The organism is Trebonia kvetii (genome assembly GCF_007827045.1).
GTDB lineage: Bacteria > Actinomycetota > Actinomycetes > Streptosporangiales > Streptosporangiaceae > Trebonia > Trebonia kvetii.
In genome coordinates this window covers 181,957-208,128 of the sequence record NZ_RPFW01000006.1, presented here as the reverse complement: position 1 = coordinate 208,128, position 26,172 = coordinate 181,957, and the positions used below count along the sequence as shown (strand labels likewise).

Annotated in this window: 24 protein-coding genes; 11 read left to right on the top strand and 13 right to left on the bottom strand. The window is 68.8% G+C overall.

Annotated elements, in window-relative coordinates; translation table 11 throughout:
• Nucleotides 1–84: 84 nt before the first annotated feature.
• The 6 genes from EAS64_RS29595 to EAS64_RS29570 form a co-directional block, all read right to left on the bottom strand.
• Nucleotides 85–1,074 carry a heme o synthase gene (locus tag EAS64_RS29595; RefSeq protein ID WP_145858385.1) on the bottom strand — a complete coding sequence of 330 codons (990 nt, stop codon included), beginning with the start codon at nt 1,072–1,074 and terminating at the stop codon, nt 85–87.
• Nucleotides 1,071–1,379, bottom strand: a complete 309-nt coding sequence (locus EAS64_RS29590) for a hypothetical protein (protein ID WP_145858383.1) — start codon at nt 1,377–1,379, stop codon at nt 1,071–1,073. The genes EAS64_RS29595 and EAS64_RS29590 overlap by 4 nt, the downstream gene beginning before the upstream one ends.
• A 35-nt stretch (nt 1,380–1,414) precedes the next feature.
• Nucleotides 1,415–2,080 carry a cytochrome c oxidase subunit 3 family protein gene (locus EAS64_RS29585; protein WP_145858381.1) on the bottom strand — a complete coding sequence of 222 codons (666 nt, stop codon included), beginning with the start codon at nt 2,078–2,080 and terminating at the stop codon, nt 1,415–1,417.
• A gap of 2 nt (nt 2,081–2,082) precedes the next feature.
• Nucleotides 2,083–4,050, bottom strand: a complete 1,968-nt coding sequence (locus EAS64_RS29580; protein WP_145858380.1) for a cytochrome c oxidase subunit I — start codon at nt 4,048–4,050, stop codon at nt 2,083–2,085.
• A 66-nt stretch (nt 4,051–4,116) separates the two neighbouring features.
• Nucleotides 4,117–5,103, bottom strand: a complete 987-nt coding sequence (locus EAS64_RS29575; RefSeq protein WP_145858378.1) for a cytochrome c oxidase subunit II — start codon at nt 5,101–5,103, stop codon at nt 4,117–4,119.
• Nucleotides 5,100–5,828: a hypothetical protein gene (locus tag EAS64_RS29570; protein WP_145858377.1), complete on the bottom strand. Its 729-nt coding sequence runs from the start codon at nt 5,826–5,828 to the stop codon at nt 5,100–5,102. The genes EAS64_RS29575 and EAS64_RS29570 overlap by 4 nt, the downstream gene beginning before the upstream one ends.
• Before the next feature lie 534 nt (nt 5,829–6,362).
• Between EAS64_RS29570 and EAS64_RS29565 the strand changes: the two genes are divergently transcribed.
• The 5 genes from EAS64_RS29565 to hisC all read left to right on the top strand — a co-directional run bounded on the left by EAS64_RS29565 (nt 6,363) and on the right by hisC (nt 11,816).
• Nucleotides 6,363–6,911: a hypothetical protein gene (locus EAS64_RS29565; protein ID WP_145858375.1), complete on the top strand. Its 549-nt coding sequence runs from the start codon at nt 6,363–6,365 to the stop codon at nt 6,909–6,911.
• Nucleotides 6,912–7,127: 216 nt separating this feature from the next.
• Nucleotides 7,128–8,861, top strand: a complete 1,734-nt coding sequence (locus EAS64_RS29560; protein ID WP_145858374.1) for a cytochrome c oxidase assembly protein — start codon at nt 7,128–7,130, stop codon at nt 8,859–8,861.
• 108 nt (nt 8,862–8,969) lie between these two features.
• Nucleotides 8,970–9,524, top strand: coding sequence for a hypothetical protein (locus tag EAS64_RS29555; RefSeq protein ID WP_145858372.1), 555 nt, complete (start codon nt 8,970–8,972; stop codon nt 9,522–9,524).
• Between the two features lie 536 nt (nt 9,525–10,060).
• Complete coding sequence (locus EAS64_RS29550; protein WP_145858371.1) at nt 10,061–10,729, top strand: hypothetical protein; 669 nt, start codon at nt 10,061–10,063, stop codon at nt 10,727–10,729.
• A 10-nt stretch (nt 10,730–10,739) separates the two neighbouring features.
• On the top strand, nt 10,740–11,816 hold the full coding sequence (gene hisC / locus EAS64_RS29545; RefSeq protein ID WP_145858369.1) for a histidinol-phosphate transaminase: 1,077 nt from the start codon (nt 10,740–10,742) through the stop codon (nt 11,814–11,816).
• An 86-nt stretch (nt 11,817–11,902) separates the two neighbouring features.
• Here the strand turns inward: hisC and murA are convergent, their stop codons facing one another.
• From murA to EAS64_RS29520, 5 genes are all read right to left on the bottom strand, one after another.
• Entirely contained in the window at nt 11,903–13,201 is a 1,299-nt protein-coding gene (gene murA / locus EAS64_RS29540; protein WP_145858367.1) for a UDP-N-acetylglucosamine 1-carboxyvinyltransferase, read from the bottom strand.
• A gap of 101 nt (nt 13,202–13,302) precedes the next feature.
• A complete protein-coding gene (gene purB / locus EAS64_RS29535; RefSeq protein ID WP_145858366.1) occupies nt 13,303–14,610 on the bottom strand; it encodes an adenylosuccinate lyase in 1,308 nt (435 codons plus the stop codon).
• Nucleotides 14,607–15,767 (bottom strand): low temperature requirement protein A, encoded by a 1,161-nt coding sequence (locus EAS64_RS29530; RefSeq protein WP_222849713.1) that lies wholly within the window; start codon nt 15,765–15,767, stop codon nt 14,607–14,609. Before EAS64_RS29530 ends, purB begins: the two co-directional genes overlap by 4 nt.
• Nucleotides 15,718–16,977 (bottom strand): phosphoribosylamine--glycine ligase, encoded by a 1,260-nt coding sequence (purD, locus tag EAS64_RS29525; protein ID WP_145858364.1) that lies wholly within the window; start codon nt 16,975–16,977, stop codon nt 15,718–15,720. Before purD ends, EAS64_RS29530 begins: the two co-directional genes overlap by 50 nt.
• Before the next feature lie 73 nt (nt 16,978–17,050).
• Nucleotides 17,051–18,334, bottom strand: a complete 1,284-nt coding sequence (locus EAS64_RS29520) for an adenylosuccinate synthase (RefSeq protein WP_145858362.1) — start codon at nt 18,332–18,334, stop codon at nt 17,051–17,053.
• A gap of 137 nt (nt 18,335–18,471) precedes the next feature.
• On the opposite strand from EAS64_RS29520, the gene EAS64_RS29515 reads away from it, so the two are divergent.
• Nucleotides 18,472–18,888 (top strand): DUF3151 domain-containing protein, encoded by a 417-nt coding sequence (locus EAS64_RS29515; RefSeq protein ID WP_145858361.1) that lies wholly within the window; start codon nt 18,472–18,474, stop codon nt 18,886–18,888.
• A 96-nt stretch (nt 18,889–18,984) separates the two neighbouring features.
• On the opposite strand, the gene fbaA is transcribed toward EAS64_RS29515, so the two are convergent.
• Nucleotides 18,985–20,007, bottom strand: a complete 1,023-nt coding sequence (gene fbaA, locus EAS64_RS29510; RefSeq protein WP_145858359.1) for a class II fructose-bisphosphate aldolase — start codon at nt 20,005–20,007, stop codon at nt 18,985–18,987.
• A gap of 165 nt (nt 20,008–20,172) precedes the next feature.
• Here fbaA and EAS64_RS29505 point away from each other — a divergent pair, with 165 nt between their 5' ends.
• The gene (locus tag EAS64_RS29505; protein WP_145858358.1) at nt 20,173–20,829 is read left to right on the top strand and encodes a DedA family protein; all 657 of its coding nucleotides are present in this window, start codon (nt 20,173–20,175) and stop codon (nt 20,827–20,829) included.
• 40 nt (nt 20,830–20,869) lie between these two features.
• Here EAS64_RS29505 and pyrE read toward each other — a convergent pair whose 3' ends face one another.
• Nucleotides 20,870–21,403, bottom strand: coding sequence for an orotate phosphoribosyltransferase (gene pyrE, locus EAS64_RS29500; RefSeq protein ID WP_145858355.1), 534 nt, complete (start codon nt 21,401–21,403; stop codon nt 20,870–20,872).
• A 170-nt stretch (nt 21,404–21,573) separates the two neighbouring features.
• Between pyrE and EAS64_RS46215 the strand changes: the two genes are divergently transcribed.
• The 4 genes from EAS64_RS46215 to EAS64_RS29475 all read left to right on the top strand — a co-directional run bounded on the left by EAS64_RS46215 (nt 21,574) and on the right by EAS64_RS29475 (nt 26,135).
• Nucleotides 21,574–23,580: an NYN domain-containing protein gene (locus EAS64_RS46215; protein WP_246115916.1), complete on the top strand. Its 2,007-nt coding sequence runs from the start codon at nt 21,574–21,576 to the stop codon at nt 23,578–23,580.
• A gap of 124 nt (nt 23,581–23,704) precedes the next feature.
• A complete protein-coding gene (locus EAS64_RS29485; protein ID WP_145858353.1) occupies nt 23,705–24,250 on the top strand; it encodes a tetratricopeptide repeat protein in 546 nt (181 codons plus the stop codon).
• Nucleotides 24,251–24,363: 113 nt separating this feature from the next.
• The gene (locus EAS64_RS29480) at nt 24,364–25,002 is read left to right on the top strand and encodes an RNA polymerase sigma factor (protein WP_145858351.1); all 639 of its coding nucleotides are present in this window, start codon (nt 24,364–24,366) and stop codon (nt 25,000–25,002) included.
• On the top strand, nt 24,999–26,135 hold the full coding sequence (locus EAS64_RS29475) for a CU044_5270 family protein (RefSeq protein ID WP_145858350.1): 1,137 nt from the start codon (nt 24,999–25,001) through the stop codon (nt 26,133–26,135). Before EAS64_RS29480 ends, EAS64_RS29475 begins: the two co-directional genes overlap by 4 nt.
• Nucleotides 26,136–26,172 lie beyond the last annotated feature (37 nt).

Sequence of the window (26,172 nt, the reverse complement as noted above, 5' to 3'; positions counted from 1 at the left end):
GGACACCAGGGACACCGGGGACAACACCTGGAGCCCGCTTGGCTGGGTTCGCATCCGCCAGGCCTGCTGCCGTGATCCGCCTGCCTACCAGCGGCCCCAGGGGAGGAGGGCGGTGACGGCGACCGCGACGAACAGCAGGGTCAGGTAGGTGATCGACAGGTGAAACAGGCGCATCGGGACCGGGCGCGCGCCGGGGTCCGCGCCGGCCCGGGCAACCAGGGCGTGCAGCCGGTGCGCCTCGGCCAGGAACCAGCCGCCGAGCCCGAGCGCGCCGGCGCCGTAGATCCACCCGGCGTACGGCGCAAGGGCCAGCGTGGCCGCCACCATCGCGTAGGAGTACCAGACGATCTTGCGCGTCACCTCGGCGGCCGGGGCGACCACCGGGAGCATCGGGACGCCCGCCGCGGCGTAGTCGTTGCGGAATTTCATCGCCAGCGCCCAGAAGTGGGGCGGGGTCCACAGGAAAATCACCGCGAACAGCACGATCGCGGGCACCGCTATCGTGCCCTTGACGGCGGCCCAGCCGACCAGCACCGGGAAGCAGCCGGCTGCGCCGCCGATCACGATGTTGGCCGGGCTACGCCGCTTGAGCAGCAGCGTGTAGACGAAGACGTAGAACAAGATGGCCGCGTCGGCCAGCGACGCAGCGAGCCAGTTGGCCGTCAGGCCGAGCAGCGCGGTGGCGCCCGCGCCGAGCGCGATTCCCCACGCCAGCGCCTCCCCAGGCCTGATCGTCCCGTGCCCGCCGACCACCAGCGGCCGGCGCGCGGTCCGCTTCATGACCGCGTCGATGTCGCGGTCGAGATAACAGTTGATCGTGTTCGCGCTGCCCGCCGCCAGCGTACCGCCGACCAGCGTGACGAGGACGAGCCTGACCGAGGGCACCCCGCGCTGGGCCAGCAGCATCGCCGGGACCGTCGTGACCAGCAGCAACTCGATAATCCTGGGCTTGGTCAGCGCAACCAGCCCGCGGGCGACTACTCCCGCCGAACGGCGGCTGCCGCTGGCCGGGCCCCCCGGTCCGGGGCCGGGGACTCCGGGCGCGCCCGCGGGGGCCGCCGTCGGCGTCTTCACTCCTGGGCTTCGGGCGCCGCGTTCTCGCCCTCGGCTGCCTTCGTGCTGTCGTCCGCCGCCGGGTTGCCCGGGGCGGGCGCCGGTTTGCCGGGGACCTCGGTGGCCGTCGGGGTACCCGGCATCGCGGTGTAGGACACCGGACGCTCCGCGATCCAGGTACGGTGCCCCGGCACGACTTCCGGCTTGGTGTACCAGAGGTACAGTCCAACCGCCACGCCAATGAACAAGAGCATCGGAAACGCGAAGGTCAGTATCGCCCCGCCATAGCTCCACGCGCTGTTGCCAGACGCGATCACACTGCTCACTCCAGGTCCCTTCTTCCTCGTCGGCTCACGGCGCTCTACAGGGCGTAGAACAGGAACCAGAAAAACACCGCGACCAGTGCCAGGTAGTTCCAGATCGTCGAGAAGGCGCTCACCGAGGCCTGGAACCGTTGTACCGAGTAGATCTCGGTGATGGTCGGCGGCTGCTCCACGAACGACATGGCCGGTATGAACCTGGACCTGGCCAGCAGTATCTCCAGCCAGATCAGCACGGCGAACTGGATGGTAAGCAGGACCGGGTAAAAGCCGGTGAAAAGGCTCGAGTACCCGGAGCTTCCCGGCGGGAACGGGAGGACCGCGAGCTGATAGATCTGCATCGCGACCGCCGCCAGGCCGAGGGCCATGGCGACCAGCGAGTCGATCTGCCAGGTCGCCTTGTGCCCGGCCTTGATCCGCTGCAGGCCGAAATAGTGCACGCCTGCGCTGAGCAAGGCGAGGAACATGATCGTGGTGCCCATCCACAGCGACGGGTGCACGTAGCCCGATCCCCGCCACCGCGCGGCCGAATCAAGCGAGCGCAGGTAGAAGTAGGCGAACGCGAAGCAGCCGAAGAGGAACGTCAGCCCGCCGATCGCCAGCCGGGAACCGGTCCAGGCGGCGTTGAGCGCGGCCTCGTGGTAAAAGCCTTCATCCTCGGCCTGGACCGCGGCCTCGGCCGACGGCTGTGCAGCCATATCCGCCATGGCTAACCCTCCACTCCTCCGCTGGCCGGCGCGTAAGCGGAGCCGATAACGCCGGGCGGCGGATTCAGGTCGGCCACCGGGAGCGCGTCGCGGACGCCGTAGTCATACGGGCTGGCCAGGATCACCGGCACCCGCTCGAAATTCTCCGGTGGGGGCGGCGTGGAAACCTGCCATTCCAGGCTGCGCGCCCGCCACGGGTTGCCGGCCTCGCGTTCCCGCCAGAATGTCATGGACATGACGAAGTTGATCAGGAAGATAAGCATCGAGCCACCCAGGCAGAAGGCGGAGATCGATACCCAGTCGTTGAGCGTCTCCAGGTTGCGCGCATACTCGAACACCCGGCGCGGCATGCCCAGCAGGCCGAGCGCGAACAACGGCAGGAAGGTCGTGTTGAAGAAGATGAACATGGTCCAGAAGTGGATCTTGCCGAGCGTCTCGTTCAGCTTGATCCCGGTCATCTTCGGCAGCCAGTAGTAGATGCCCGCCATGAACGCGAAGATCAGGCCGCCCATGATCGTGTAGTGGAAGTGCGCCATCACGAAGAAGGAGCCGTGCTCGGTCGTGTCCGCGGGGACGTCCGACAGGAACACGCCGCTGATGCCGCCGATCAGGAAATTAAAGTAGAAGGCCAGCGCGAACAGCATGGGGATGGAGAACCGGATCTTGGCCTTCCAGAACGTCCCCATCGCCACGAGGAAGATGAACCCGGTCGGGATGGAGATGAGCTCGGTGGTCAGCATGAACAGCGGCCGCATGTCCGAGTTGATCCCGCTCATGAACAGATGGTGCTGCCAGACGAAGAACGACAGGATGCCGACGCCGAGGATCCCGGCCACCATGACCTTGTAACCGAACAGCGGCTTACGGCAGAAGACCGAGATGATCTCGGCGACGATGCCGAAACCGGGTAGCGCCAGGATGTACACCTCGGGATGGCCGAAGAACCAGAACAGGTCCTGGTACAGGTAGCTGCTGCCGCCGAGTTGGTTGGTGAAGAACGCGGTCTGGAAGGTCCGGTCGGTAAGCGCCATGTAGCACGCCCCGATGAGCACCGGCACCGCCAGCACCTGCAGGAATGCCACCCCGAACATCGACCAGACGAACATCGGCAGCCTGCTCCAGCGCATGCCGGGCGCCCGGTAGTTGATGACGGTGACGATTATGTTGAAGCCGGCCAGGATCATCGAGATGCCCATCAGGCCGAACGCGAAGAAGTACGCGTCCATTGGCTGCGTCGACTGGGTGGCCAGCGGCTCGTAACCGGTCCAGCCGGTGGGGAACCCGCCCATCATCAGGGCGGACAGCAAGATGAAGTAGGCAGGCACGGTGAGCCAGAAGCCGAGCGCCTCCAGCCGCGGGAACGCGACCCGCTTCGACCCGATCAGCAACGGGGCGAAGTACTGGCCGAACGGGCCGAGGATGACCGACGACATCATCATCATCATCATCGTGCCGTGCAAGCCGACCACCATCAGGTACTGCTCCGGGCCGAGGAGGTGGTAGGACGGCGACAGCAGCTCGCTCCTGATCGCCATGGCGAACAGGCCGCCGGTCAGGAAGTAGGCGATCATGCTGTACAGGTACTGGATGCCCACCACCTTGTGGTCGAGCGTGAACCTGAAGTACCTGGCCAGGCCGGTCTCCGCCGCGCCGCGCAGCCTGGGCTCCTTGGCCGGCGGCTTGCCCAGCATGAGCCGGCCCAGGTCGTTGAACACGCCCAGGCCGGCCAGCCAGCCGATCGTGCCCACGGCGTAGCCGAGCACGATGGCCGCGTCGTTGGTGTCGGCCAGGGTACTGCGGACGAAATCCCCAGCGATGAGGTCGCCGAGCCAGTGGCCGAGGAAATAGCCGGCCACCGCGCCGATTACTCCGGTGTGGATGCCGGGGCGCAGCCAATAGGGCCGCGGCGCGGCGACCTCGGGACCGCGGGGCGCGGGCCCCGCTCGCTCCGGCTCTATCTCGATGGCCATCCCGTCACTCCTTCACCGACGTCATGCCAGATCTAAAGTGCGCCGTGGTCAGTAGCAGGGAGCACGTCATGGCGTCACCGGGTTGCTGGGCTCGTAGTAGTTGCCCGCGGCGCCCGTGATGCCGTCTATCTTGATCACGGCCTTGCCGAGCTGGGGGATCACGGTGGGGTCGTAGGTCAGCGCGTACGGGGGCAGCGCGGCCAGCACTCCGTCCGCCTGCTCCTTGGCCTGCACGCCGCTCGCCCACGCCTGGAACGCGCGCTGCGAAAGGACGGTTCCGTTGTTGAACATGGCCCCGTGCCAGATGCCGCACAGCTCGTTGCAGCGGACGACGAAGCCGCCGAGCTGCTTCGCGGTCGTGTACGCCACGTTGTCCACCTGCGGGTTGGCGTCGGCCTTCACGCCGAGCAGGTAGGCCCAGAAGCTGTGGATCACGTCCAGCGAGGTCACGTGGAACTCGATCGGAGTGTCCAGCGGCAGGTCGAGCACCGTGGACTCCATCCCGCCGAACTGCGGATACCGGTAGGTAAAGGCCCACTGCTGGCCGATCACCTGCACCTGGAGCATGTCGTTGGAGCCCGGGGTCCAGGTCGCGGCCTTGTTTCCGGCCAGCTTCCAGATCGGCGACGGGCCCTCCCCGCCGCCGGCGCCGGCCGGAGCGATGAGCTCGACCGTGCCGAACACGAACAGCCAGAGCACGATCACCGTGGTGCCGATGATCCACGTCGCCTGGACCTTGGTGTCGCCGTAGATCGGCGGGCCGTCGCTGTCGTCCCCGGGTCTGGCCCGCCAGACCACGATCGCGTAGCCGAAGTAGAGCAGGACGAAGATGATGACCGGCGCCGCGCTGACTGCCAGCACCGCGATGTCGAACTGCTGGTGTTTCGCGGATTCGGTCATCCGGCCCGGCGGCAGGTGCGGATACCAGGCGAACCAGATGACCAGGTCGGCGGCAAGCGCCAGGACGAGCCAGATTGCGAGCAGGCGCCAGCCGTGACGCAGCTTGGCCGGCGCATTCCCGTCGGCCGTCGCCGGGGTCTCGGTCGAGCTCACGAGGACACCACGTCCATTTCACCCGCCATCCATCCGAGGGTCTGCATCGGACCGCCGTTGCCGTCGAGATATCCGCCGCCGCACGGGACAAAGCACTGCCACCGGTACGTACCGGTCTGACTGGGGGACATGAAACTGAACGTCTCAAGCGAATAGGGGTTGCCCTGCGTGACACATGGCGAGGAACTGCACAGGTTGTTCGCCGAGAGCAGCGCGTTCGGGGAGGCGACCGGCACGGACACGCCCAGCTCCGGGATCGCGAACGTGTGCCCCACGTTGCAGTCCGACCACCCGTTGACGATCGGCGTCGTGTGGTTGCTGACGTACTCCCTGCCGTGCTGGTCGAACTGCGAGACGGTCACCGTGCCGCCGATCGTGCCCTGCACCTGGCTCCAGTAGTTGTTCCGCAGCGGCGTGCAGCCGTCATAGCCGTAGATGGTCACGTTGACCTTCGTGTTGGCCGGGACCGAGAACAGCGTGGTGTGCAGCCACTGCTTGGTCGCCGGGTCCTGGGTGTAGTAGGTCACCCAGTCCGGCCTGCTGGTGGAGTCGTTCTGCGCATCCTCCTGCAGCACGACGTTGACCTGGCCGCCGGACGCCGTGTAGTGAACGATCGGCAGCTGCGTTGTCGCCGAGCCGATGTAATACACGGCGGCGAATACCCCTACCCCCACCACGCAGAGGAAGGCCACGATCAGGACCGCCGCCCGGGTCGTCACGGACACCCGTACCACCTCGCTTCGCAGACCCGCAGCAGCAACGGACCCATACTGGAGGAATACGTATTCGATCCGGCCAGTATGCGAGCCGTCGCTGCAGGCCAGCAGATATTCCTATTATCCCTATCGCGCACCACAAGGCAACACCTCCCGTCACGAACGAACGAAACTTTCATCGGGAGTTTGGGGCATTTTGCGACCATCGGAGCTCAAAAGTCCGACGGAGCCGGGCTCCGCCAAGCCGGACTGGCGTCCCCGGCCAGGAAAGGCTGACCAGGTCAGGGAAGACGGCGAGCTTCGCCACGCGCCGTACCGCAATCAGGTCGCGCCCACACCCCATCTTGGTCGAAAACAAACAAGAAGCGACAATAGAAATGCCGTCTCGGAGCACCCAGAGGCGACCGGAAGACAGCGCAGGTGCTCGCGTGATGACGCCGGCAGGACCCGCGCGGCCGGGAATCGGAGGGAGGGACCATGGCGAAGCCACCACGGGCCGCATATCGGCCTACCGGCTGGCCCGTGCTGCGGACCCCCAGATGGATGCTGGCCGTCGCAGTGGTGCTCGTCGCCGGGCTGGTGCTCGTCGCCATCCCGCACCGGCCATCGGCCGCGCAGCGAGCCGCCGACCTGCGAGGCGTGGTCCATGACCTGACCATCGACATCGAGTCGTGCGCGGGAGGAGTCACCGATTCGCTCACGGCCCTGCGGGCCATCGAGTCCGGCACGAGTCATGACGTCAAGACGGCGGTGACGATTGCTAACACGGCCGCAGCGAACTGCTCGCCCGGCAACAACATGCAGATGGAGGACCTAGTCCTGTACCAGGTTCCGGGGTCGCTAGCCTCGTTTCACCTCGATGCGGCGGTAAAAGACCTTGTCACCTGGGGGTTCCCCCTGGCGCAACGGGTTCAGAGCGACGTGGCCAGCCGACTGGCCGCCACGACGCCAGCCGAGATCGAGCGCACGTCCGCGCAGTTGCGCCGAGACCAGCAGGCGATGGACGCGCAACGTGCCCGGATAGACCAGCTCTTCACCTCGGCAAGCACAGCGCTGTCCGCCCACGTGGCACCGCCTGGCCTGCCCGGCTGAGTGGTGCTGTTCCGCCGAAACGGGTCCTGGCAAGCAGCGGAGCGCGCTGGATGGCATTTTCTTCATCGTGCATGCCACCCCTGTTACCTGGGCAAAGGGATGCTTAACTTGATATCGCACGGTTGACCCGCTGTCGCGGGAGCCCGCAGAGCGCAGAAGGGAGCCGGCGCCGTGTCTGGCATGAACTCGGGGCTGAACCAGGCAGGGTAGGCCACGATGAACTATCTGCTGAACAACTGGTCCTTCGACCCGTTCCTCGTCGCGGCCGTCCTCGTCGCGGCCTGGCATGAGGCGGGCCTGTGGCAGCTGGCCCGGCGTTCCCGGCCGGAACGGACCCGGCAGCGGCGGCTGCGGTCGGCGTGCTTCTACGCTGGGCTCGCCGTGCTGCTGTTCGCCACCGAGTCACCCATTGACTACTGGTCCGACGATTACTTCTTCGTGCACATGATCCAGCACCTGCTGCTGATGTTCGCCGCCCCCACCCTGATCGCCGCCGGCGCCCCGTGGCAGCCGCTGCTGGCCGCGCTGCCCGCTCGCCTGGGCCGCGCCGCCACCCGCGGCGTCCTGGCCGGCGGCTGGTCCCGGCCGCTGCGCGCGGCCAGCGGATTCCTGCTGCGGCCCTGGGTGTCAGTGGTCCTCTTCAACGCGGTGATGATCGCCTGGCATGTTCCCGCCCTATTCGACTTGGGTGAAAACAACCAGGCCGTGCACATCTGGCTGCTGCACGGCAGCTTCCTCGCCGTGGGCTTGCTGTTCTGGTTGCAGTACGTCCCCTCGCCGCCGTTCCGCCGCCGGATGCCGCTGACCAGCCGCGCCGCCGCCCTCCTCGGCACCAACGCGGTGATGATCATGCTGGCCATGGCACTGAGCATCTTCAGCAGGACCTCGGTGTACCCGGTCTACAACCACCTGCCCGGCGTGATCTTGCCCCCGTTCGCCGACCAGCAGATCGGCGCGGCGATCTTGTGGGTCTGCGGGGACTTCTGGGCCCTGCCCACCCTGATCGTCATCATCCGGCAGATCGTCGGCAGCGAAGGCGGCCTGAGCGCCACCCTCGACCGCGGGCTCAGGCGCCGGCCGGCACGCTGGCCGCAACCCCGTCCAGCCGCCGGGCTAACGCCGGACAGGCGGTTAGTGACTATGAGATCCAGCAGGCAAGTGCCCCGGCACGGCGCGGATACCGCGCAGGCGGCCCGGGCCGCGGACGCCCGGGGCGCTGCCAGCGACCCGAATCGCCGGGCGTGGATTCTGGCAGCGGCGGTCGCGGTCGCGGTCATCCTCATCGCCGGGCTCGTCACCTTGGTGGTCGCCGTCAGGCGGCACGACGCGGGTGCGCTCGCCGGGCAGCGGCCCTCGGGCATCCCGGCGAGCGTTTCGCTGCCCACAATCAACCTGATGGGGCTGTCCCCCGTCCCCGCCAGGGCGGCGCCCGGGTTCCGGTTTACCGACCAGGACGGCAGGACGCTGGCATTGTCCGGCCTGCGCGGCAAGGTCGTCGTCCTCGAGTTCATGGACCCGCACTGCACCGACATCTGCCCGCTGGTCTCCCAGGAGTTCGTCGACGCCTACCACGACCTCGGCAAGGCGGCGGGGCAGGTGGTCTTCGCCGCCGTCAACGTCAACCAGTTCTTCAACCGGGTTTCGGACGTCGCGGCGTTCTCGAACGAGCACCAGCTCGGCTCGATCCCCGGCTGGCATTTCTTCACCGGGCCGGTGAACTCCCTGCGGGCTGCCTGGCGCGGCTACGGCGTCGCGGTCGCTGTGCCCAGCCGCAATGCGGACATCGTGCACACCTCGGTCATCTACTTCATCGGCCCGGACGGCCGCGAGCGGTACATCGCCGCCCCGATGGCCGACCACACAACGGCGGGGACCGCGTACCTGGCGCCAGGACAGATCGCGTCATGGGGCCGGGGCATCGCGCAGGTCGCCGATTCCCTTGTGCCCTAGCGGCGGCCAGCGGGGACCCTGTCCCGTCGGGTGCGGGCAGATGACCTGTGCAAGACTGGACTAGTCAAGGCCGATCATCCTGGTCTGAATAGGTGCCAGGGAGATGTCATGCGGTTCGCAACGTTCATTAGCTGGCTGCTGACCGCGAGCCTGGGCGCCTTCATGCTGCGGACCTGGCTGGTGCGCGGCGGTCTGCGCCGGGAGCGCGCCCGGGCCGGCGGGCTGCCGCCGCAGCTGATCTTCGGCCACGCCGGGCTGGCTCTCTTCGGTTTGGTCGTCTGGGTCGCTTATCTGGCTTCCGGCGCGCGGGCGCTGGCCTGGACGGCGGTCGGCGTGCTGATGGTGACCGTGGGGCTCGGGCTCTGTACCGTGACGCTGTGGACGCCGTATCCGGCCCGCAAGCCGGGTGGGCGGCGGACGTCCCCATGGGACGCGCCGGCGGTGGCCCTCCCCGAGACTGCCGCGGGCGCGGCCGAGGGCGGCGACTCGCTGGAGTACCAGATCACCGATGAGATGATCGCGCGCCTGATCGATGAGCACCGCCGCGAAGCCGCGGCCGGGCACCGCCCCATCCGCCCCAACCCGGCCGTTCTCGTCCCTATCGCGCACGGCTTCGCGGCGGTTGGGACGTTCCTGCTCGCGGTGATGACCGCGAGCATGTGAATTGCTTGTGCCAGTCGCTGGTGATCGCCCAGCGAGTCTTACCCAGGTGTAACACTTGACACGAGGCGAGCCGCGCCCGTTACCAAAACCGCATGAAATCCCCAGGTGGACCGGTACCGCTTCTACGTGATCCCCGTTCGCGGCCGGCGGCGGCGTTCCCATCTTCACACCGGACGCCCACCCGGGCCGCCTGCGCGCTGGCAGCAGCAGCTGGGCAAGCGGCATCCTCGAGCTCGACTCCCGCCATGGTCGGCTTGAGTCGGCCCCGCCTGGCCTCACCGCCACTGGACCGCCAAGAAGCTCCCGTTTAGCCGGCCAGAGCCGGCCCAGCGGTACATCCATACGCGACAGGTCTATGCAAAGTGCGGTGCGAGGGCCGTAGGCCGGCCCGTTTCTTACTCCCAGTAATTCTTCGTCACTCACGGTGCGCTATTGTCGCGCAGTGATGGGGGTATGGTTCTTAGGGGGAGGAGCGGGGGATGGGGGACCGTCGCTGGCGCACGGGGATGTGGGGGCTCCTTGTGGCCGTCATGTGTGTGAGTTTCGCCGGGTGCACTGGTGGCGGGCATTCCGCGGCCGCCGAAGGGTCCGCCGCGGCGTCCGCGTCGGCGGCGGCCAAGGCGTCTCGGCTGTCGAGTGAGGAGAAGCTGCGCGCTGCGCTGCTTACCCGGGTCAACGGCGTCGCCCCGGCCGGACCCGCGAGCATGGGCGATTACGGCACGCTCGCCTCCGTGTATGCGGGCAGCCAAGGAGCGGCTGGCAGCCAGGTGACGCCCAAGGCCTGCGCCGCGGCCGCCCGGAACGGATTCGAGCCGGCTGCGCTGCAGGGCGCGGAGGCCGCCGCCGTCACCTTCAAGGTGGCCAAGAACCTGGTCTCCGAGGTGCTCATCTCGTCGTCCGGCAGCTCCGCTACGGCCGCGATCTCCGGCCTCGTCCCTGCCCGGTGCACGCACTACGTGGCCAAGTCCGGCGGCAAGAGCGTGACGTACAGCGTCAGTCAGGCCGCGGTCACCGGGATCGGCAGGCAGGCCGAGGCGCTCGACGTGCGCCCGAGCGGCGACGGCGCGCAGGAGATGTGGTCGCTGATCTACCGCGGCGCCGGATTCGTCGGCACGGTGACAGTGGTCGGCCCGAACGCCTCGGAGAAGGCGGTCCAGGAACTCGGTCAGCAGGCCTACACGTTCGCAGCCAAGACCCTGTCCTAATCTAAGGGGCATGACTGACGTAACGCCCCGATTCCGTCCGGTGCTCGACACCGTTCCCGCGTACAAGCCAGGCAAAATGCCGGCCGTCGCGACGGGCGAAGCGCACAAGCTGTCGTCCAACGAGTCTCCCTACGGGCCGCTGCCGTCGGTCGTCGAGGTGATCGCGGAGGCGGGACGCGGCGTCAACCGCTACCCGGACAACGGCGCGGAGGCGCTGACGAGCGCGCTCGCCGAGCGGTTCGACGTCCCCGCCGGGCACGTGGCGGTCGGCTGCGGCTCCGTCGGTGTGCTGCAGCAGCTCATTGTGGCCGTCAGCGATCCGGGCGACGAGGTCATGTACGGCTGGCGCTCGTTCGAGGCCTACCCGCCCCTGGCGGACCTTGCGGGCGCCACCTCGGTGCGGGTCCCGCTGCGGGACGAGACGCACGACCTGGCCGCGATGGCGGCGGCGATCACCCGGCGCACCAGGCTCATCCTGGTCTGCAACCCCAACAACCCGACAGGGACAGCGGTTCGCGAGCAGGAACTCATCAGCTTCCTCGACCGGGTTCCCGCCGACTGCCTTGTCGTGCTCGACGAGGCCTACCACGAGTACATCAGGGACCCCGCCGTTCCCGACGGCGTTGAGGTGTACCGCGACCGGCCGAACGTGGCCGTGCTGCGCACCTTCTCCAAGGCCTACGGGCTCGCGGGCCTGAGAGTCGGCTTCCTCATCGGCCATAAGCCGGTGGCCGAGGCGGTCAGGAAGACGATGCTGCCGTTCACGGTCAACTCGGTAGCGCAGGCCGCGGCGGTGGCCTCGCTGAACGCCGAGGACGAACTGCTGAGCCGCGTGGAGAGCGTGGTGAAGGAACGCGAACGGGTGCGCGAGACGCTGCTTGCGGACGGCTGGACGGTGCCGGTGACTGAGGCGAACTTCGTCTGGCTCCGCCTCGGCGAGCACACGATGGAGTTCGCCCAGGCGTGCGACACCGCGGGCGTCGCGGTCCGTCCGTTCGCCGGCGAGGGTGCGCGGATCTCGGTCGGCACGCCTGCCGCGAACGACGCTATCCTTGCGGTGGCTAGCGCCTTCCCCCACCGGAACTAGCGCTACCGCGCCGCCCGGCGCGGTCAACGCAAAACGCGGCCGGCCCCGCTGAAGGGTCGGCCGCGTTACGCGTAAAGCTGATGTCGCTAGGCCGCGACTACGGCCTCGTGCTCCTCGCAGGTGACGTCCGCGCCAAGGGCGCGCAGCCGCTCGTCGATCGCGGAGTGCCCGCGGTCGATGTAGTAGCCGGGAGAGATCACGGTCTCGCCCTCGGCGGCCAGGCCCGCGAGGATGAGCGCCGCGCCGCCGCGCAGGTCGGGCGCGACCACCTCGGTGCCGCGCAGCACGGACGGACCGTGCACGATCGCCACGTTGTTGTCGATCTCGACCTTCGCGCCCATCTTGTTCAGCTCGGCCGCCAGCGAGTAGCGGCCGTCGAAGATGGTCTCGCGGATGTAGCTCGCACCTTCCGCCATCGTCGCCAGGGTCATGATCGGCGACTGCAGGTCCGTCGCGAACCCGGGGAACGGGCTGGTGATCACGTTTATCGGCCGCAGCGGCTTCTCCCGGTGGACCTGGAGCACCGCGCCATTGGTGGCGAACTCGACGCCCATCTGCTCGAGCTTCCAGCGGACCACGCCGAGGTGGTCCAGGTTCGCGCCGACCAGGTTGATCTCGCCGCCCGCGGACGCGGCCGCCATGGCGAACACGCCGGCGTCGATCCGGTCCGCCATCACCGTGTGCTCGACCGCCCTGAGCTCGGACACCCCGTGCACGGTGATGAACCCGGTGCCGCCGCCGCTGATCTCCGCGCCCATCTTGCTAAGGAACGCGATCATGTCGAGAACCTCGGGCTCCTGCGCCGTGTTGTCGATGATCGTCGTGCCGGGCGCGAGCGAGGCCGCCATCATCAGGTTCTCTGTGCCGGTGTGCGACGGCGTGTCCAGGTACAGGTGCGCACCGCGCAGGCCGTCCCTGGCGGTGATGCGGATGACCGACTCGCCCTCGTCGACGGTCGCGCCGAGCCGGGCGAAGCCACGGTAGTGGAAGTCGAGGTTCCTGCTGCCAAGGTTGCAGCCGCCGACGCCCTCGATCACCGCCTCACCGAACCGGTGCAGCAGCGCGGGCACGAAGAGCACAGAACCCCGGAACCGCCTGGCGATCTCCGCGGGCAGGACCGGAGAGGTGAGCGTGGAGGCATCGACGACCAGGGTCCGCTCCGCCTCGTGAAACTCGACGCGGGCGCCGATGACCTGCGCGAGTTCGACGGCGCGCCGCACGTCCTCAATCGGCGGGACATTCCTGAGCACGGTCCGGCCCTTGTCCGTGAGCAGCGCCGCGGCGATCATTTTCAGCGCCGCGTTCTTGGCGCCTTGAACGAAGACCGTGCCCTGAAGGGGCGTGCCGCCACGGACGCGGTAGCGGATCTCGGTGCCCTTGGTCATGTGGATGCAGCTCCTGTCCGAGGGGAATCGACGAGAAACGGCGCACTCCATGAGCACACCCGTGCGAACGCGTTGTCCAGTATGCCACCCGTTTCGGGTGCTCAGGAGAGACTCGCTAGTCGGTCAAAGACATGTCCAAGCCGCGCGACGTAATTTTCCGCGCGGAACGCCCGGTCAAGTGCCAGTTCATCAAGAACCATGCCTTTCTTCTTACCCTGAGCAATCAGGGAATCACGGAAGGGCGTCTGCGTGTCCCAGGTTTCCATCGCCGCGGCCTGGACCAGCGCATACGCGTCTTCCCTGGAAAGGCCGCTCGACACCAGTTCGAGCAGGACAGACGACGAGTAGAGCAGGCCGTGCGTGATGTTCATGTTCGCCCGCATCCGGGCGGCGTCCACGACGAGGCCCTCGACGAGGCCGATGGTCAGGTGCAGCATGTAGTCCGTCGCGATCGCGGCGTCGGGCAGCGCGATCCGCTCCACGCTCGAGTGTGAGATGTCCCGCTCGTGCCACAGCGGTATGCCCTCGGTAACCGGTGTCACGTGCGACCTGACCACGCGCGCGAGCCCGCAGATCCGCTCCGAGCGGATCGGGTTCTTCTTGTGCGGCATCGCCGACGAGCCCTTCTGGCCCGTACGGAACGGCTCGGCGAGCTCGCGGAGTTCCGTCCGCTGCCCGTGCCTGACCTCGAGCGCGATCGCCTCGCACACCGTGGCGAGAATGGCGAGCGCGGAGACCCACTCCGCGATGCCGTCGCGGATCACCACCTGGGTGGCGACGTCCGCCGCGCGCAGCCCGAGCGCCGGCATCACCTCGGCCTCGATCGCCGGGTCGATGTTCGAGTAGCTGCCAACTGGCCCGGAAAGCGTGCCGACCGCGACCGCCTCACGGGCCCGGCGGATCCGGTCGCGTGACCTGGCGGCGGCGAAGGCGAAGTCGGCGACCCGGTGACCCCACACGTCGGGCTCGGCATGGATGCCGTGCGTCCGCCCGGAGCGCAGCGTCTCGCGGTGCTCGAGCCCGTGATCCCGCAGCACCGCCACCAGCCGGTCGGCCTTGGCGAGCAGCAGGTCGGTCGCCTCGGCGAGCTGCATGGCGAGCGCGGTGTCGAGCAGGTCGGATGACGTCATGCCGTAGTGCACAAACGCCGCGGCCGACCGGGGCTCGGTGTTGTCCGCCCAGGCGGTGAGGAACGCGATCACGTCGTGCTCGGTAACCGCCTCCACCTCCGCCACGGCCTCCGGCGTGGGCGGCGGCGCGGCGCGGACCGGCCCGACCGCGTCGGCAGGCACCGTCCCGGCCCGCGCGTGAGCCTCGAGAACCAGGGTCTCCACCTGGCACCAGAGCTCGTACTTGTGGGCCTCGGACCAGATCCGGCCCATTTCCGGCAGCGTGTACCTGTCGATCATGGTTCAACGGTAGCGTGCTCGGCGAAACCCTCCACCGCCAGCGCACCCGCCACCACGGCCGTGAGCAGGGCAATCCCCGCGGCGGCGCCGACCGACACGGCAACCGGCCAGGCCGCGAGAGCCAGCACCGCGGCGAGCATCCGGTACCTGGGCCTTCCGATGCCGAGCACCGCGCGGAACGCGACATCTCCGGCGAGGAACAGCGTCACGCCGCCTGCCAGCGCGATCGCGGGCCCTGCCGTCAGCGTGGCGCCCGGATGCCCGATGGAGCTGCGCAGCCCGGCGGCGGTCGTCATGATGCCGAGCAGCATCGGGATGTAAGCGTAGAAGTAGGCAGTGAGGACCAGCCGTGGCCGCCTGGCAGGCGCGGCACTCGTCAGCATCTCCTCGGCTCTGTCGTCGTCGCCGGTGCCGAAGAAGGCCCACCACAGCGCGGCGGTGAGCGCGAGCCCGAGCGTGGCGGACAGGGCGAGGGCCGCGTCGACCGGACTGCCTTCCGCCCCGATCCCCACGTCGGCCACCGACTCGCCGAAGGCCACGATCATCAGCGCGCCATGCCGCTCGACGAAGTGTGCGGGCTGGATGTCGAACCGGCTCTCCAGCCGGACGAAGACTGACCCGAGCACCTGGATAGCCAGGGCAGCCGCCCACACCCCGTATGCGGCAGGTGCGGGTGTTACGCCGGCGATGATCACCAGCACCGCACACGCGAGGTTGAGTGGCAGTATCCGCTTGATGTTCCGGTTGACTCGCAGGTAGAGGCCGCCGTGCACGCAAACGACGACTAGGTACCCGAGGCCGAGCGCGAGGCCGTCCCTGCCGTGGCTGCCGTTCGCGCCGAATGCGTGCGGTATGGACAGCCCGATGACCAGGAACCCGGCCATGCCGAGCAACAGCAGCAGGCGCTCAGGCGCGAGCGACGGCGTCCTTGTATTGGTCAGCCAGGCATAGCCGCCGTACATCCACCACAGCAGGCCGAACACCAGCAGCACCCGCCCGGCGGCCGCCAGCGTCACGTCGCGTGCGAGGTAGGAGGTGAGCTGCGTAATGGTGAAGACGAAGACGAGATCAAAGAACAGTTCAAGCGTGCTGACCCGCTGCGGCAGATCAGCCGGGGGCGCTTGCCCGCTCGGCGATGTCACGTCGGTACCAGCCACCGCGGAACTCCACGCATTCCGCGACGGCGTAGGCCGCGGCACGCGCGGCCGCGAGGTCGGCGCCCGAGCCCACGGCGTTGAGCACCCGCCCGCCCGATGTCACTAGGTCACCGCCGGACAGTGCGGTGCCGGCGTGCAGCAGGTAGCCATCCGTGCCGTCGGGCAGAGCATTCGAAGGCAGGTCCTTTATCGTGATCACGTCGCCCTTGGCAGGCTCTTCCGGGTATCCGGAGGCGGCGATCACCACGGTGACCGCCGCACCTGGGCGCCAGGCGAGGTGGCGCGAGGTGTCCAGGTCGCCCACCGCCGATGCGTGCAGCAGGCCGGCCAGCGGAGTCGCCAGCCGGTCGAGCACCACTTGGGTCTCCGGGTCGCCGAACCGCGCGTTGAACTCCACCACCCTGACCCCCTTAGAGGTCAGCGCGAGACCCACGTACAGCAGCCCGCGGTACGGCGCGCCGCGCCGCGCCAGCTCGTCGAGCGCGGGCTGGACCACGGTGGCCATCACCTCGGCGGTCAGCCCGGCAGGCGCCCACGGCAGCGGCACGTAGGCGCCCATGCCCCCGGTGTTCGGCCCCCGGTCACCGTCCTGTGCCCGCTTGAAGTCCTGCGCCGCGAGCAGCGGCACCGCCGTCAGCCCGTCCGCCACCGCGAACAGCGACACCTCGGGCCCGTCAAGAAACTCCTCGATGACGACCCGCCGGCAGGCGGCAGCGTGCGCCAGCGCCACCGAGAGGTCCGCGGTGACCACCACACCCTTGCCGGCGGCAAGCGCGTCATCCTTGACCACATACGGCGCTCCGAACTCCCGAAGCGCCTCCTCGGCGTCGGCGGGAGTGGTAGCGACCCGCGCCCGAGCCGTGGGAATCCCCGCCGCCGTCATAACGTCCTTGGCGAACGCCTTAGACCCCTCAACCCGCGCCGCAGAAGCATCAGGCCCGAAAACAGCGATCCCCGAATCCCGCAGCGCATCCGCAACGCCAGCCACAAGCGGCGCCTCAGGCCCAACCACTACAAGATCCGCAGAAACAGACCGAGCCACCCGGACCACATCAGATGGATCGCTAGCAGAGACCCCATGCAATGACGCAAGCCCCGCCATCCCCGGATTCCCCGGAGCAGCAAAGAGCGCGCTGACCGAAGGGTCCGCGGCCAGCGTCCGCACAAGTGCGTGCTCCCGCCCCCCGCCGCCGATCACAAGTACTCGCACGCCACCGCAGCCTACTCCGCAACCAGCGACGACCACGGACCAGGGAGCACGTGGGGCGCAAAATGCGGCAGCCCTAAAGCAGCGGACGAAGCTGCAAGGTCTGGTCCCGCCGGGGCCCGACGCCAACAGCGCTAACCGGCGCCCCAGACATCTCCTCGATCGCCTTGACGTAGTTTTGCGCCGCCTTAGGCAGCTCAGCGAACGAGCGGGCCTGCGTGATGTCCTCCCACCACCCGTCCAGGTACTCATAAACCGGCTTCGCGTGGTGGAAGTCCGTCTGCGTCATCGGGATCTCGTCGTAGCGCTTGCCGTCGATCTCGTAGGCGACGCACACCGGCACCTTGTCAAGCGAGGACAGCACGTCGAGCTTCGTGACGAAGAAGTCGGTGACCCCGTTGACCCGGGTGGCATAGCGCGCGATGACCGCGTCGAACCAGCCGCAGCGCCGGGCCCGCCCGGTCGTCACGCCGTACTCGCCGCCGGTCTTGCGCAGGTACTCGCCCCACTCGTCCTTGAGCTCGGTGGGGAACGGCCCGGAGCCGACGCGCGTGGTGTACGCCTTGACGATGCCGATGACCTTGCCGATCCTGGTCGGCCCGACGCCCGCGCCGACGCAGGCGCCTCCCGCCGTCGGGTTGGACGAGGTGACGAACGGATAGGTGCCGTGGTCGATGTCGAGCAGCGATCCCTGCGCGCCCTCGAGGAGCACCGTCTCGCCGTTGTCGAGCGCCTTGCCGAGCACGAGGCCCACGTCGGCGACGTAGGGACGCAGCCGGTCGCCGTAGGCGAGGTACTCGTCGGCGACCTGCTTCGCGTCCACGCCGCGGCGGTTGTAGACCTTCGTGAGCAGCTGGTTCTTGTCCCGGAGGGCCAGTTCAAGCTTCTGGTTGAGAATGCCGGGGTCGAACAGGTCCTGCACCCTGATGCCAACGCGCGCGATCTTGTCGCCATAGGTCGGCCCGATGCCGCGGCCGGTGGTGCCGATCTTCGCGTTGCCGAGGAACCGCTCGCTGACCTTATCGAGGGCGCGGTGGTAGGGCATGATCAGGTGCGCGTTCGCGCTGACCAGGAGGCGTTCGCAGCTGACGCCGCGCGCCTCGAGCGCGTCAATCTCCTCGAAAAGGACCTTCGGGTCGATGACGACGCCGTTGCCGATGACCGGGACGACGCTCGGTGACAGCACGCCGGACGGCAGGACGTGCAGGGCGTACTTCTCCTCGCCGATGACAACCGTGTGTCCAGCGTTATTGCCGCCCTGGTACCTGACGACGTACTGGACTTGGTCTCCGAGCAGGTCGGTCGCCTTGCCCTTACCCTCGTCGCCCCACTGGGCACCGATCAGCACGATCGCCGGCATCTTCTTCAGCCTTTCACACGACGAAAGCCCCTGACGACGCAAGTGCGACAGGGGCTCTTGCCACATGAGATTACCCGAAAGACCCTGGTAAAACCCAGGCGGGGTGGCCTGGATGAGGATCTGGCAGACTCGTGCCCATGAGTGATCACGTGAACCTGCTCGGCGAGCCCCCGGCAACCCTGCTGCCAGCGCAGGTCGCGGCGGAGGAACTCGTGGCTTCCGGCACCGCTCCGGTGGACGTGGCGGCCAAGTACCCGGCGTTTTCGCTGGCCTGGGCGATGCTGGCGGAGGCGGCCCTGGATGGCGGCCGCCCTGTCGAGGCCTACGCCTACGCCCGCACCGGCTACCACCGGGGCCTCGACGCGCTGCGCCGGAGCGGCTGGAAGGGCCACGGGCCTGTGCCCTGGTCCCACGAGCCCAACCGCGGCTTCCTCCGCTGCCTGGCCGCCCTGGCGACCGCGGCGGGGATCATCGGCGAGACCGATGAGGAGCAGCGCTGCTGGTCGTTCCTCGCCGACAGCAGCAAGGAAGCCTACGCAGAACTCAAGAACTAAAACCTAGACACCGAACGGGTGCGTGCTTCGCGGTTCACGTGAAACACGCACCCGTTCGGGATGATCCGTTTTTTGGGTTTTGACCTAGTTCGGCACTTAGGAGAGCCTGGTCCCGGCGGAGAGCAGGTCCTGGCAGGCCTGGGTAACCCTGGCCGCCATGCCCGCCTCGGCCGACTTGCCCCAGGTGCGCGGGTCGTACGCCTTCTTGTTGCCGACCTCACCGTCCACCTTGAGCACGCCGTCGTAGTTGCTGAACATGTGGCCGGCGACCGGGCGGGTGAAGGCGTACTGGGTGTCGGTGTCGACGTTCATCTTCACCACGCCGTAGGAGATCGCCTCGCGGATCTCGGACTCCGCAGAGCCTGAGCCGCCGTGGAAGACCAGGTCGAACGGCTTTTCCTTGCCGTATTTGGCGCCCACCGTGTCCTGGATGTCCTTGAGCACGCTCGGGCGGAGCTTGACGTGACCCGGCTTGTACACGCCGTGCACGTTCCCGAAGGTCGCCGCCAGGATGTACCTGCCGCGCTCGCCGAGGCCGAGGGCCTCGACCGTGGCCAGGGCGTCCTCCGTGGTGGAGTACAGCTTCTCGTTGATCTCGCCGACGACGCCGTCTTCCTCGCCGCCGACGACGCCGATCTCGAGCTCCATGATGATCTTGGCCTCGGCGCACTTGGCGAGCAGGTCGGCGGCGATCTCCAGGTTCTCGGCAAGCGGCACCGCTGACCCGTCCCACATGTGCGACTGGAACAGCGGTTCCCGTCCGGCCCGGACCCGCTCAGCGGAGATGGCCACGAGCGGGCGCATGTAGCCGTCGAGCTTGTCCTTCGGGCAGTGGTCGGTGTGCAGCGCAACGTTGACCGGGTACCTGGCCGCGACCACGTGCGCGTATTCGGCAAGCGCGGTCGCGCCGGTGACCATGTCCTTAACCGCCTGGCCGGACAGGTACTCGGCGCCGCCGGTGGAGACCTGGATGATGCCGTCGCTTTCCGCGTCGGCGAAGCCCTTCAGCGCGGCGTTCAGCGTCTGGCTTGAGGTCACGTTGATCGCCGGGTAAGCGAAGCCCTGCTGCTTGGCCCGGTCGAGCATCTGCGCGTAGATCTCTGGGGTCGCGATCGGCATGGGGATGACTCCTGAATAAGTTGGCTCAGCAGAACTCTAGTGGCCGGGCCGCGGGCGCCGCAGACCGGCTCTAACCTCGCGGCTTGGGGAATTCAGCAAGATCTCATAGGCCGCCGCACCCGGAACCGGCGTGGGCCATGCCTGCCATGGGGTACAAAGGTGCGCATGACCAGCTTCCTGATTTCGCACGCCATCTACGCCGTGATCGTGTTCGGCGTGCTGCAAGCGATGTGCGTGCCGATCTCGTCCGAGCTGACGTTCCTGCTCGGCGGTGCGGTCGCGTCCGGTGCCATCCCCGGCACGCACCAGCACCCGTCGCTGGCCATGGTGATCATCCTAGGGACGCTCGCCGAGATGATCGGCTCCTACATCTCCTATGGTGTCGGCCGGGCAGGCGGCCGGCCGCTGGTCCACCGACTCGGCAGGTACGTCCTCATCACCGAGAGGGACGTGGCCCGCGCCGAGCGGTTCCTTGTCGGGCGCGGCGCGTGGGCGCTGCCGGTGGCGCGCATGCTGCCCGTCGTCCGGGCGTTCGCGTCGATCGTCGCCGGGATCGTGGAGATCCCGCCGCTGCGGTTCGGGATCCTCAGCTTCATCGGCACCGCTGTCTACGTGACCGCGCTGTCCTGGGCTGGGTACAGCCTCGGCGGCGAGTGGAGCAAGGTCAACCACAGCCTCACCCAGGCCACCTACGTCCTGGTGGCCGTGGTCGGCATCGCGATCATCGCGTTCGTCGTGATCCGGCTGCGCGAGTTCCGGCGGGAGGCCGCGGCGAACGCGGCCCGCGGCGGCGGTGCGCCGGCGGACCGCATTCGCCGCTAGTTCCCGCTCGCCTCCGCGCGCGCCGCTTTGGCTCGTGGGGCTATGTCCCTAGTTCGTCAAGTTCGTATACGGCGACGTAGGGCAGGCCGCGCTCGACGACCTTCTGCCTGGCGCCACGGTCGACGAGGACCGCGACGCCGACGACCTCGGCGCCCGCCTCCTCGAGCGCGTCGACCGCCGTGAGCACGGAGTTGCCCGTGGTGGACGTGTCCTCGAGTGCGAGCACCCGGCGGCCCTGCACGTCGGGTCCCTCAATGCGCCGCTGCAGCCCGTGCGCCTTCTCGGACTTGCGCACCACGAATGCGTCGATGGGGGTGCCACGGCTCGCCGCCGCGTGCATCATCGCCGTCGCGACCGGGTCCGCGCCGAGCGTAAGGCCGCCGACCGCGTCGTATGACAGGTCCGCGGTCGCGTTGAGCAGTACCCGCCCGACAAGGGGGGCGAGCCGGCCATCTAGCGTCACCCGGCGCAGGTCCACGTAGCTGGTGGCGTGGGCGCCAGACGAGAGCTGGAAGTCGCCGTGCACCACGCCTTTCGCCTTGATGCCTGCCAGCAGTTCCTCGCGATCATCCACGTCTCAGAGCATACGGTGAGGCTGTTTGACGTGTGACTTCGCCCGGAACGGCCAGCGAGGGCGCCGGCGTTTTATTACCCTAGTAAGGGCGGAGAACAATCGACCGATTTGTCGGATCGGTCGCTGACCTGGCCCGTTCTTCGCACGGTGAGGGGAAGGGACGGTGGAACGTGGATCGCTGCGCGCTGTTCGTGGACGCGAGCTATGTGCTGGCGGACGGTGCCATGGCGGTGCACGGTACGCGCCGTAGAGAATCGGTGTCCTGGGATTATCCCGGCCTGCTGCAGCTGCTCGGCAACCTGGCCATGGAGCGCACGAACCTGCCGCTCCTGCGCTGCTACTGGTACGAGGCCACGGTGGAGGGCCGCCGGTCGGCCGATCACGACACCCTCGCCGACCTGCCCGGCGTCAAACTCAGGGTGGCCAAGATGCGGCCGGGGCGCCGCGAGGGCGTCGAGGGCGAGATCCACCGCGACCTAACGACGCTCGCGCGGAACAAGGCCGTCAGCGACGCGATGGTGGTCAGCGGCGAGGAAGACCTGGCGCAGGTGATCGCCGATGTCCAGGACATGGGCATGCGGGTCACCCTGCTGCAGATCGTCGGCGAGGGCAGTCAGGCCGTCTCCCGCACGCTCCGCCAGGAGTGCGATGACATCGTGGAGATCAGCGCCGCGCACCTGCGGCCCTATGTCGAGCTGATTACTGGCGCCGAGCCGCCGCGCTCCGACGAATCCGACGGAACGCTGGTCGCGCTGCGCCCGGCGCTGAACGGCAATGGCAACGGGTACTTCGCGACGCAGGGCCAGCAGGCCTACCCGCAGCCGCAAGCAGTGCCTGCCGCGGGCCAGCAGCAGACCGATCCGCTGCCTGCACCGCCTGCCGCCGAGTACCAGCCGCACGCCGAGCCGCCGCAGCGGGTGGCGGCAGAGGTCGTCCAGGCGGACGGGCTGCCGCCGGAGCACACGGACGGCGCCATGGCGGCGGACTATTCGTCGCTAATGCCGGACTTCAACGCGAACGTGGACTACCACACCTCGGTCGACTTCGGGTCGATCGACTACGGCTCCGCGCCGGACTACGGGCGGGCGGCCGAATACGCGTCGTTCCCCGACCGCCCCGCGGCCCCCGTTCCTCCCGTGCCGCCGGTTCCGTCGGCGCAGCCGCCCGGCATGCGCGAGGACCTGTACGCGGCGCCCGTCGTCCTGCCGGCGCCCGCGGAGTACCTGCCTGCGGAGCGGGAGCAGCCGCCGGGCAGGCCACAGCACGACATGGGACCGGCGGCGTATGCCCCGGGTGTCGCACGGGAGCAGTACCAGCGGGACGGCATGCTGCGAGACCATGGCGCGCCGGACGCGGACGACAGGCAGCCCGTGCCTGTCCCCGTTCCCGTCGGCTCGGCTCAGGTGCGGCGGCTGCCCACCCGCGGTGCGGTGACCGCGGGACCGAACCCGGCGCAGGCGCCGTCGGGGCTGGTGCCCGGGCGCATCCCGGACGGCGAGCCAGGCATGGCCCAGTCGCTGCCGGGCCAGTCGCTGCCGGCCCAGCCTCCGTCGGTACCGCAGTTCACGGCCGAGCCCACCGCCGCCCAGCCGCTGTCCGGCGGGTTCCAGGGCGGCCAGCCGATCGCCCCGGTGCTCCCGATGGACCCGAACGGCGCGGGATACGCGGGTGCCCGCGGCAATGGCCCTGACGGGCCGCGCCCGTTCATCCCCGGCGTGCCCGGTGGGCCGGTCGGTCTCAGCGGGAACATGGGAGCGGGTCAGCAGGGCAACTCCGGTCCGCAGCACGCGCTTGGCCCAGTCGGACCTGGTCAGCAGCCGCCGGCCATGGCTCCGCAGGCGCCGATCCCGGCGGGGCCGGGCACCGGTGCCCCTTCCGGGCCCATTGGCCTGGTAGGTCCCGCAGGCTACCCGGGCGCCGCCCAGCCCGGCCCGTCCCTGGCCGACGCGGTCCAGTCGGCGCACGAGGAGGGGCAGGCGTTCGGGGAATCCGTGGCAAGGGACGCTCCGGCGCTCTGGCTGGAAGCCGTACTCGCGCGAAAGCCGCGGATGCCCTCCGATCTTGAGGCGAGGCTGCTTCAGGGCTCGGCCCTGCCCATCGACTTCCTGTTGCATGATGAGGTCAGGCACGCGCTGCGGCGCGGCTTCTGGGACGCTCTGGAGCGCTCCCGTCGCTAACCGCGATCTCACCGTGATCTGACCGAGACCTGAGGCAGGGAATCTCGCAAATGCGTGTGGCAACCCCGATGCGCACGCCGAATCCGTAGGAATCATGAAGGGCCGCTGGGGTACCGTGGGAAGAGTGGCGAACGTCGAAGACTTCGACGAGATCGAATTCCAGGCGGCACGTACTGGCAATCATGTGCGGGCCGCTGTTCGCATGAGCAAACTCGCCGAGGGGGCCGAGCCTGGCTTGCGCGCGGAGTTCCACCTCAGGGCGGGCGAGCAGTGGATGAGCGCCGACGACCCGCAGCGCGCGGCCGACGAGTTCACCGCCGCGATCGCGGACGGCGGCAGCACCTTCGCGGATCCCCGGGTGCTCCTGGCCAGGGCGCTGCTCGACCTTGAGCGTGAAGCTGAGGCTAGGGAACTGATCAGCGGGCTCACCGCCGACCGCGAGGTCGTCACCCCGCGCACCTGTGACCTGCTCGCCGAGCTGTTCACCGAGGAGGGCGACCTGCAGGGCGCGCTCGACTGGGCGACGACGGGCGTCGAGCGGTGCATTCAGCTCGAAGACGACGCGGAGCTGCAGCTGCTGCTCCGCCTGCGCTACCGCATCCGGGTCGATCTCGGTCTCGACGAGGACGACTACGACCACATGCTGGACACGACGAAGCCCCGCGGCTGACGGCCGGCCGCGCGCCGAGCGACCTCCCACCCTCGTGCTGGCCCGGAAACGGGAACAGCGCGGGGGTGTTCTGGCATAGAGAGGTGTCCTGTCCATCACCCGGAGGGCCGCCTGTGAGACTTCCGAACGAAGACGTTGCATGGCTAGCCGCGGCACCTGACCACGCCGGCCGGCCTTTTCCCCATGACGACGGCACGATCATCCGTCACTCGATAGCCGATCCCGAGCTATTCGCCGTCCTCGTCAGGCGGCACGCACCGGCCATCGCCCGCTACGTGACAAGGCGCATCGGCCGCGACGCGGCAGAGGACATCGTCGCGGAGACGTTCCTCGTCGCGTTCCGGCAGCGGGCCGGCTACACCGACGAGGGCCGCGACTGCCTGCCCTGGCTGTACGGCATCGCGACCCGGCTAGCGCACCGGCACTGGCGCAGCGAGACGAAGCAGCTGCGGCTGCTCGCGCGCACCGGCGTCGACCCGGTCACCGAGCCGTTCGCCGACCGGGTGGACGCCGCGGTCAGCGCGAGCGCGGTGAAGCCCAGGCTCGCCGAGGCGCTTGCCTGCCTGCCCAAGGCACAGCGCGACGCCCTTCTGCTGCTCGTGTGGGCCGACCTGAGCTATGAGCAGATCTCCGTGGCGACCGGCGTACCGCTCGGCACCGTCCAGTCCCGAATCAGCCGGGCACGGCAGCGCATGCGCAAGCAGCTCGCAGACATTGATCCGCAGGGGATAACAGAAGGGTTCCCACGATGAACGACCTCACGCACCTGGCCGGCCTGCGGAGCGAGGTTCCGCTTGCGGACGGCGCACGACTCAGCGATGCCGTCATCGCCGCCCTCCCGCTCGAGGGCGACCGTGCTCACCACGCTGTCCCCCACGGTGCCACGGTGCGCCGCGCGCGGCGCAGGGCGCTGCGCCCGCTGCTTGCGGGCACCCTCGCTGCCGCCGTCGGTGCCGGCGCGTTCGCCGCCGTCGAATTGTCCGGCTCTTCGGCGTCCAGCCAAGGACCCGGTGGGTCGACGACCTCCGCTTGGTCCGGGCGCCCGACCGCCGCATGGCCTGCCGCCGGTCACCCGAGTTACGGACGGGCAAAGACGGCGGCGCAGCTGGTCGACTACACGACCCGGGCCGCGGCATCGGCCCCCGGGCGGGCGCCCAAGCCGAACGAGTGGGTCGTGGTGAAGTCGGAGTTCGCGGATTCCTCCGGCGGGAGCGGCGGGTACCTGTTCGGGCCGCCGGACAAGCGCGAGATCACCCTGGCGTGGTTCAGCGGGGAGCCCTGCGGCCCGGTCGCGAGTGTCCCGCGTGTGCCCGCGACGGTCGCCCCAAGCGAAACCGTCACCGGCACGCTGACGGTCGACTCGGCCGGCGGCGGCCGCGCCGGCTGTCCGGGGACCACGCTCGGCGGCTGGAAGAGCGTGAGCTACGACTACCTCAATTCGCTGCCGACTGATCCATCCGCACTGGAGCAGATCCTGGCAGGCAGCGCGGGCCCGGTGGTGGCGAACACCAAGGAGCAGGCCATCTTCCAGGCGATCGAGACGCTGCTCGACGCGGGAGAGAGCCAGGGCGTCGTGGTGCCGCCGAAGCTGACGGCCACCATGTACCGGGTGCTGCAGCAGCTGCCAGGCGTCACCTTCCAGAGCGCGACCGACCTCGCAGGGCGTGAGGGAATCGGCTTCTCCATGGTGCTCGAGGGCTACTTCACGCAGGAGATCGTCATCGACCCGGAAACCTACACCTACATGGGCTTCAAGGACGTCGTGATCAAGGACCACGCGCTGGTCGGCACCGACGGCACCAGGGACGTCAAGGTCGGGCACGTGATGGGCTGGGGAGCGCTGCTCGGCTCGGCGATCGTGGACAAGCCGGGCCAGCTGCCCTGACGGGCGCGGCAACGACGAGGCGCCCTGGCCCGCCCCT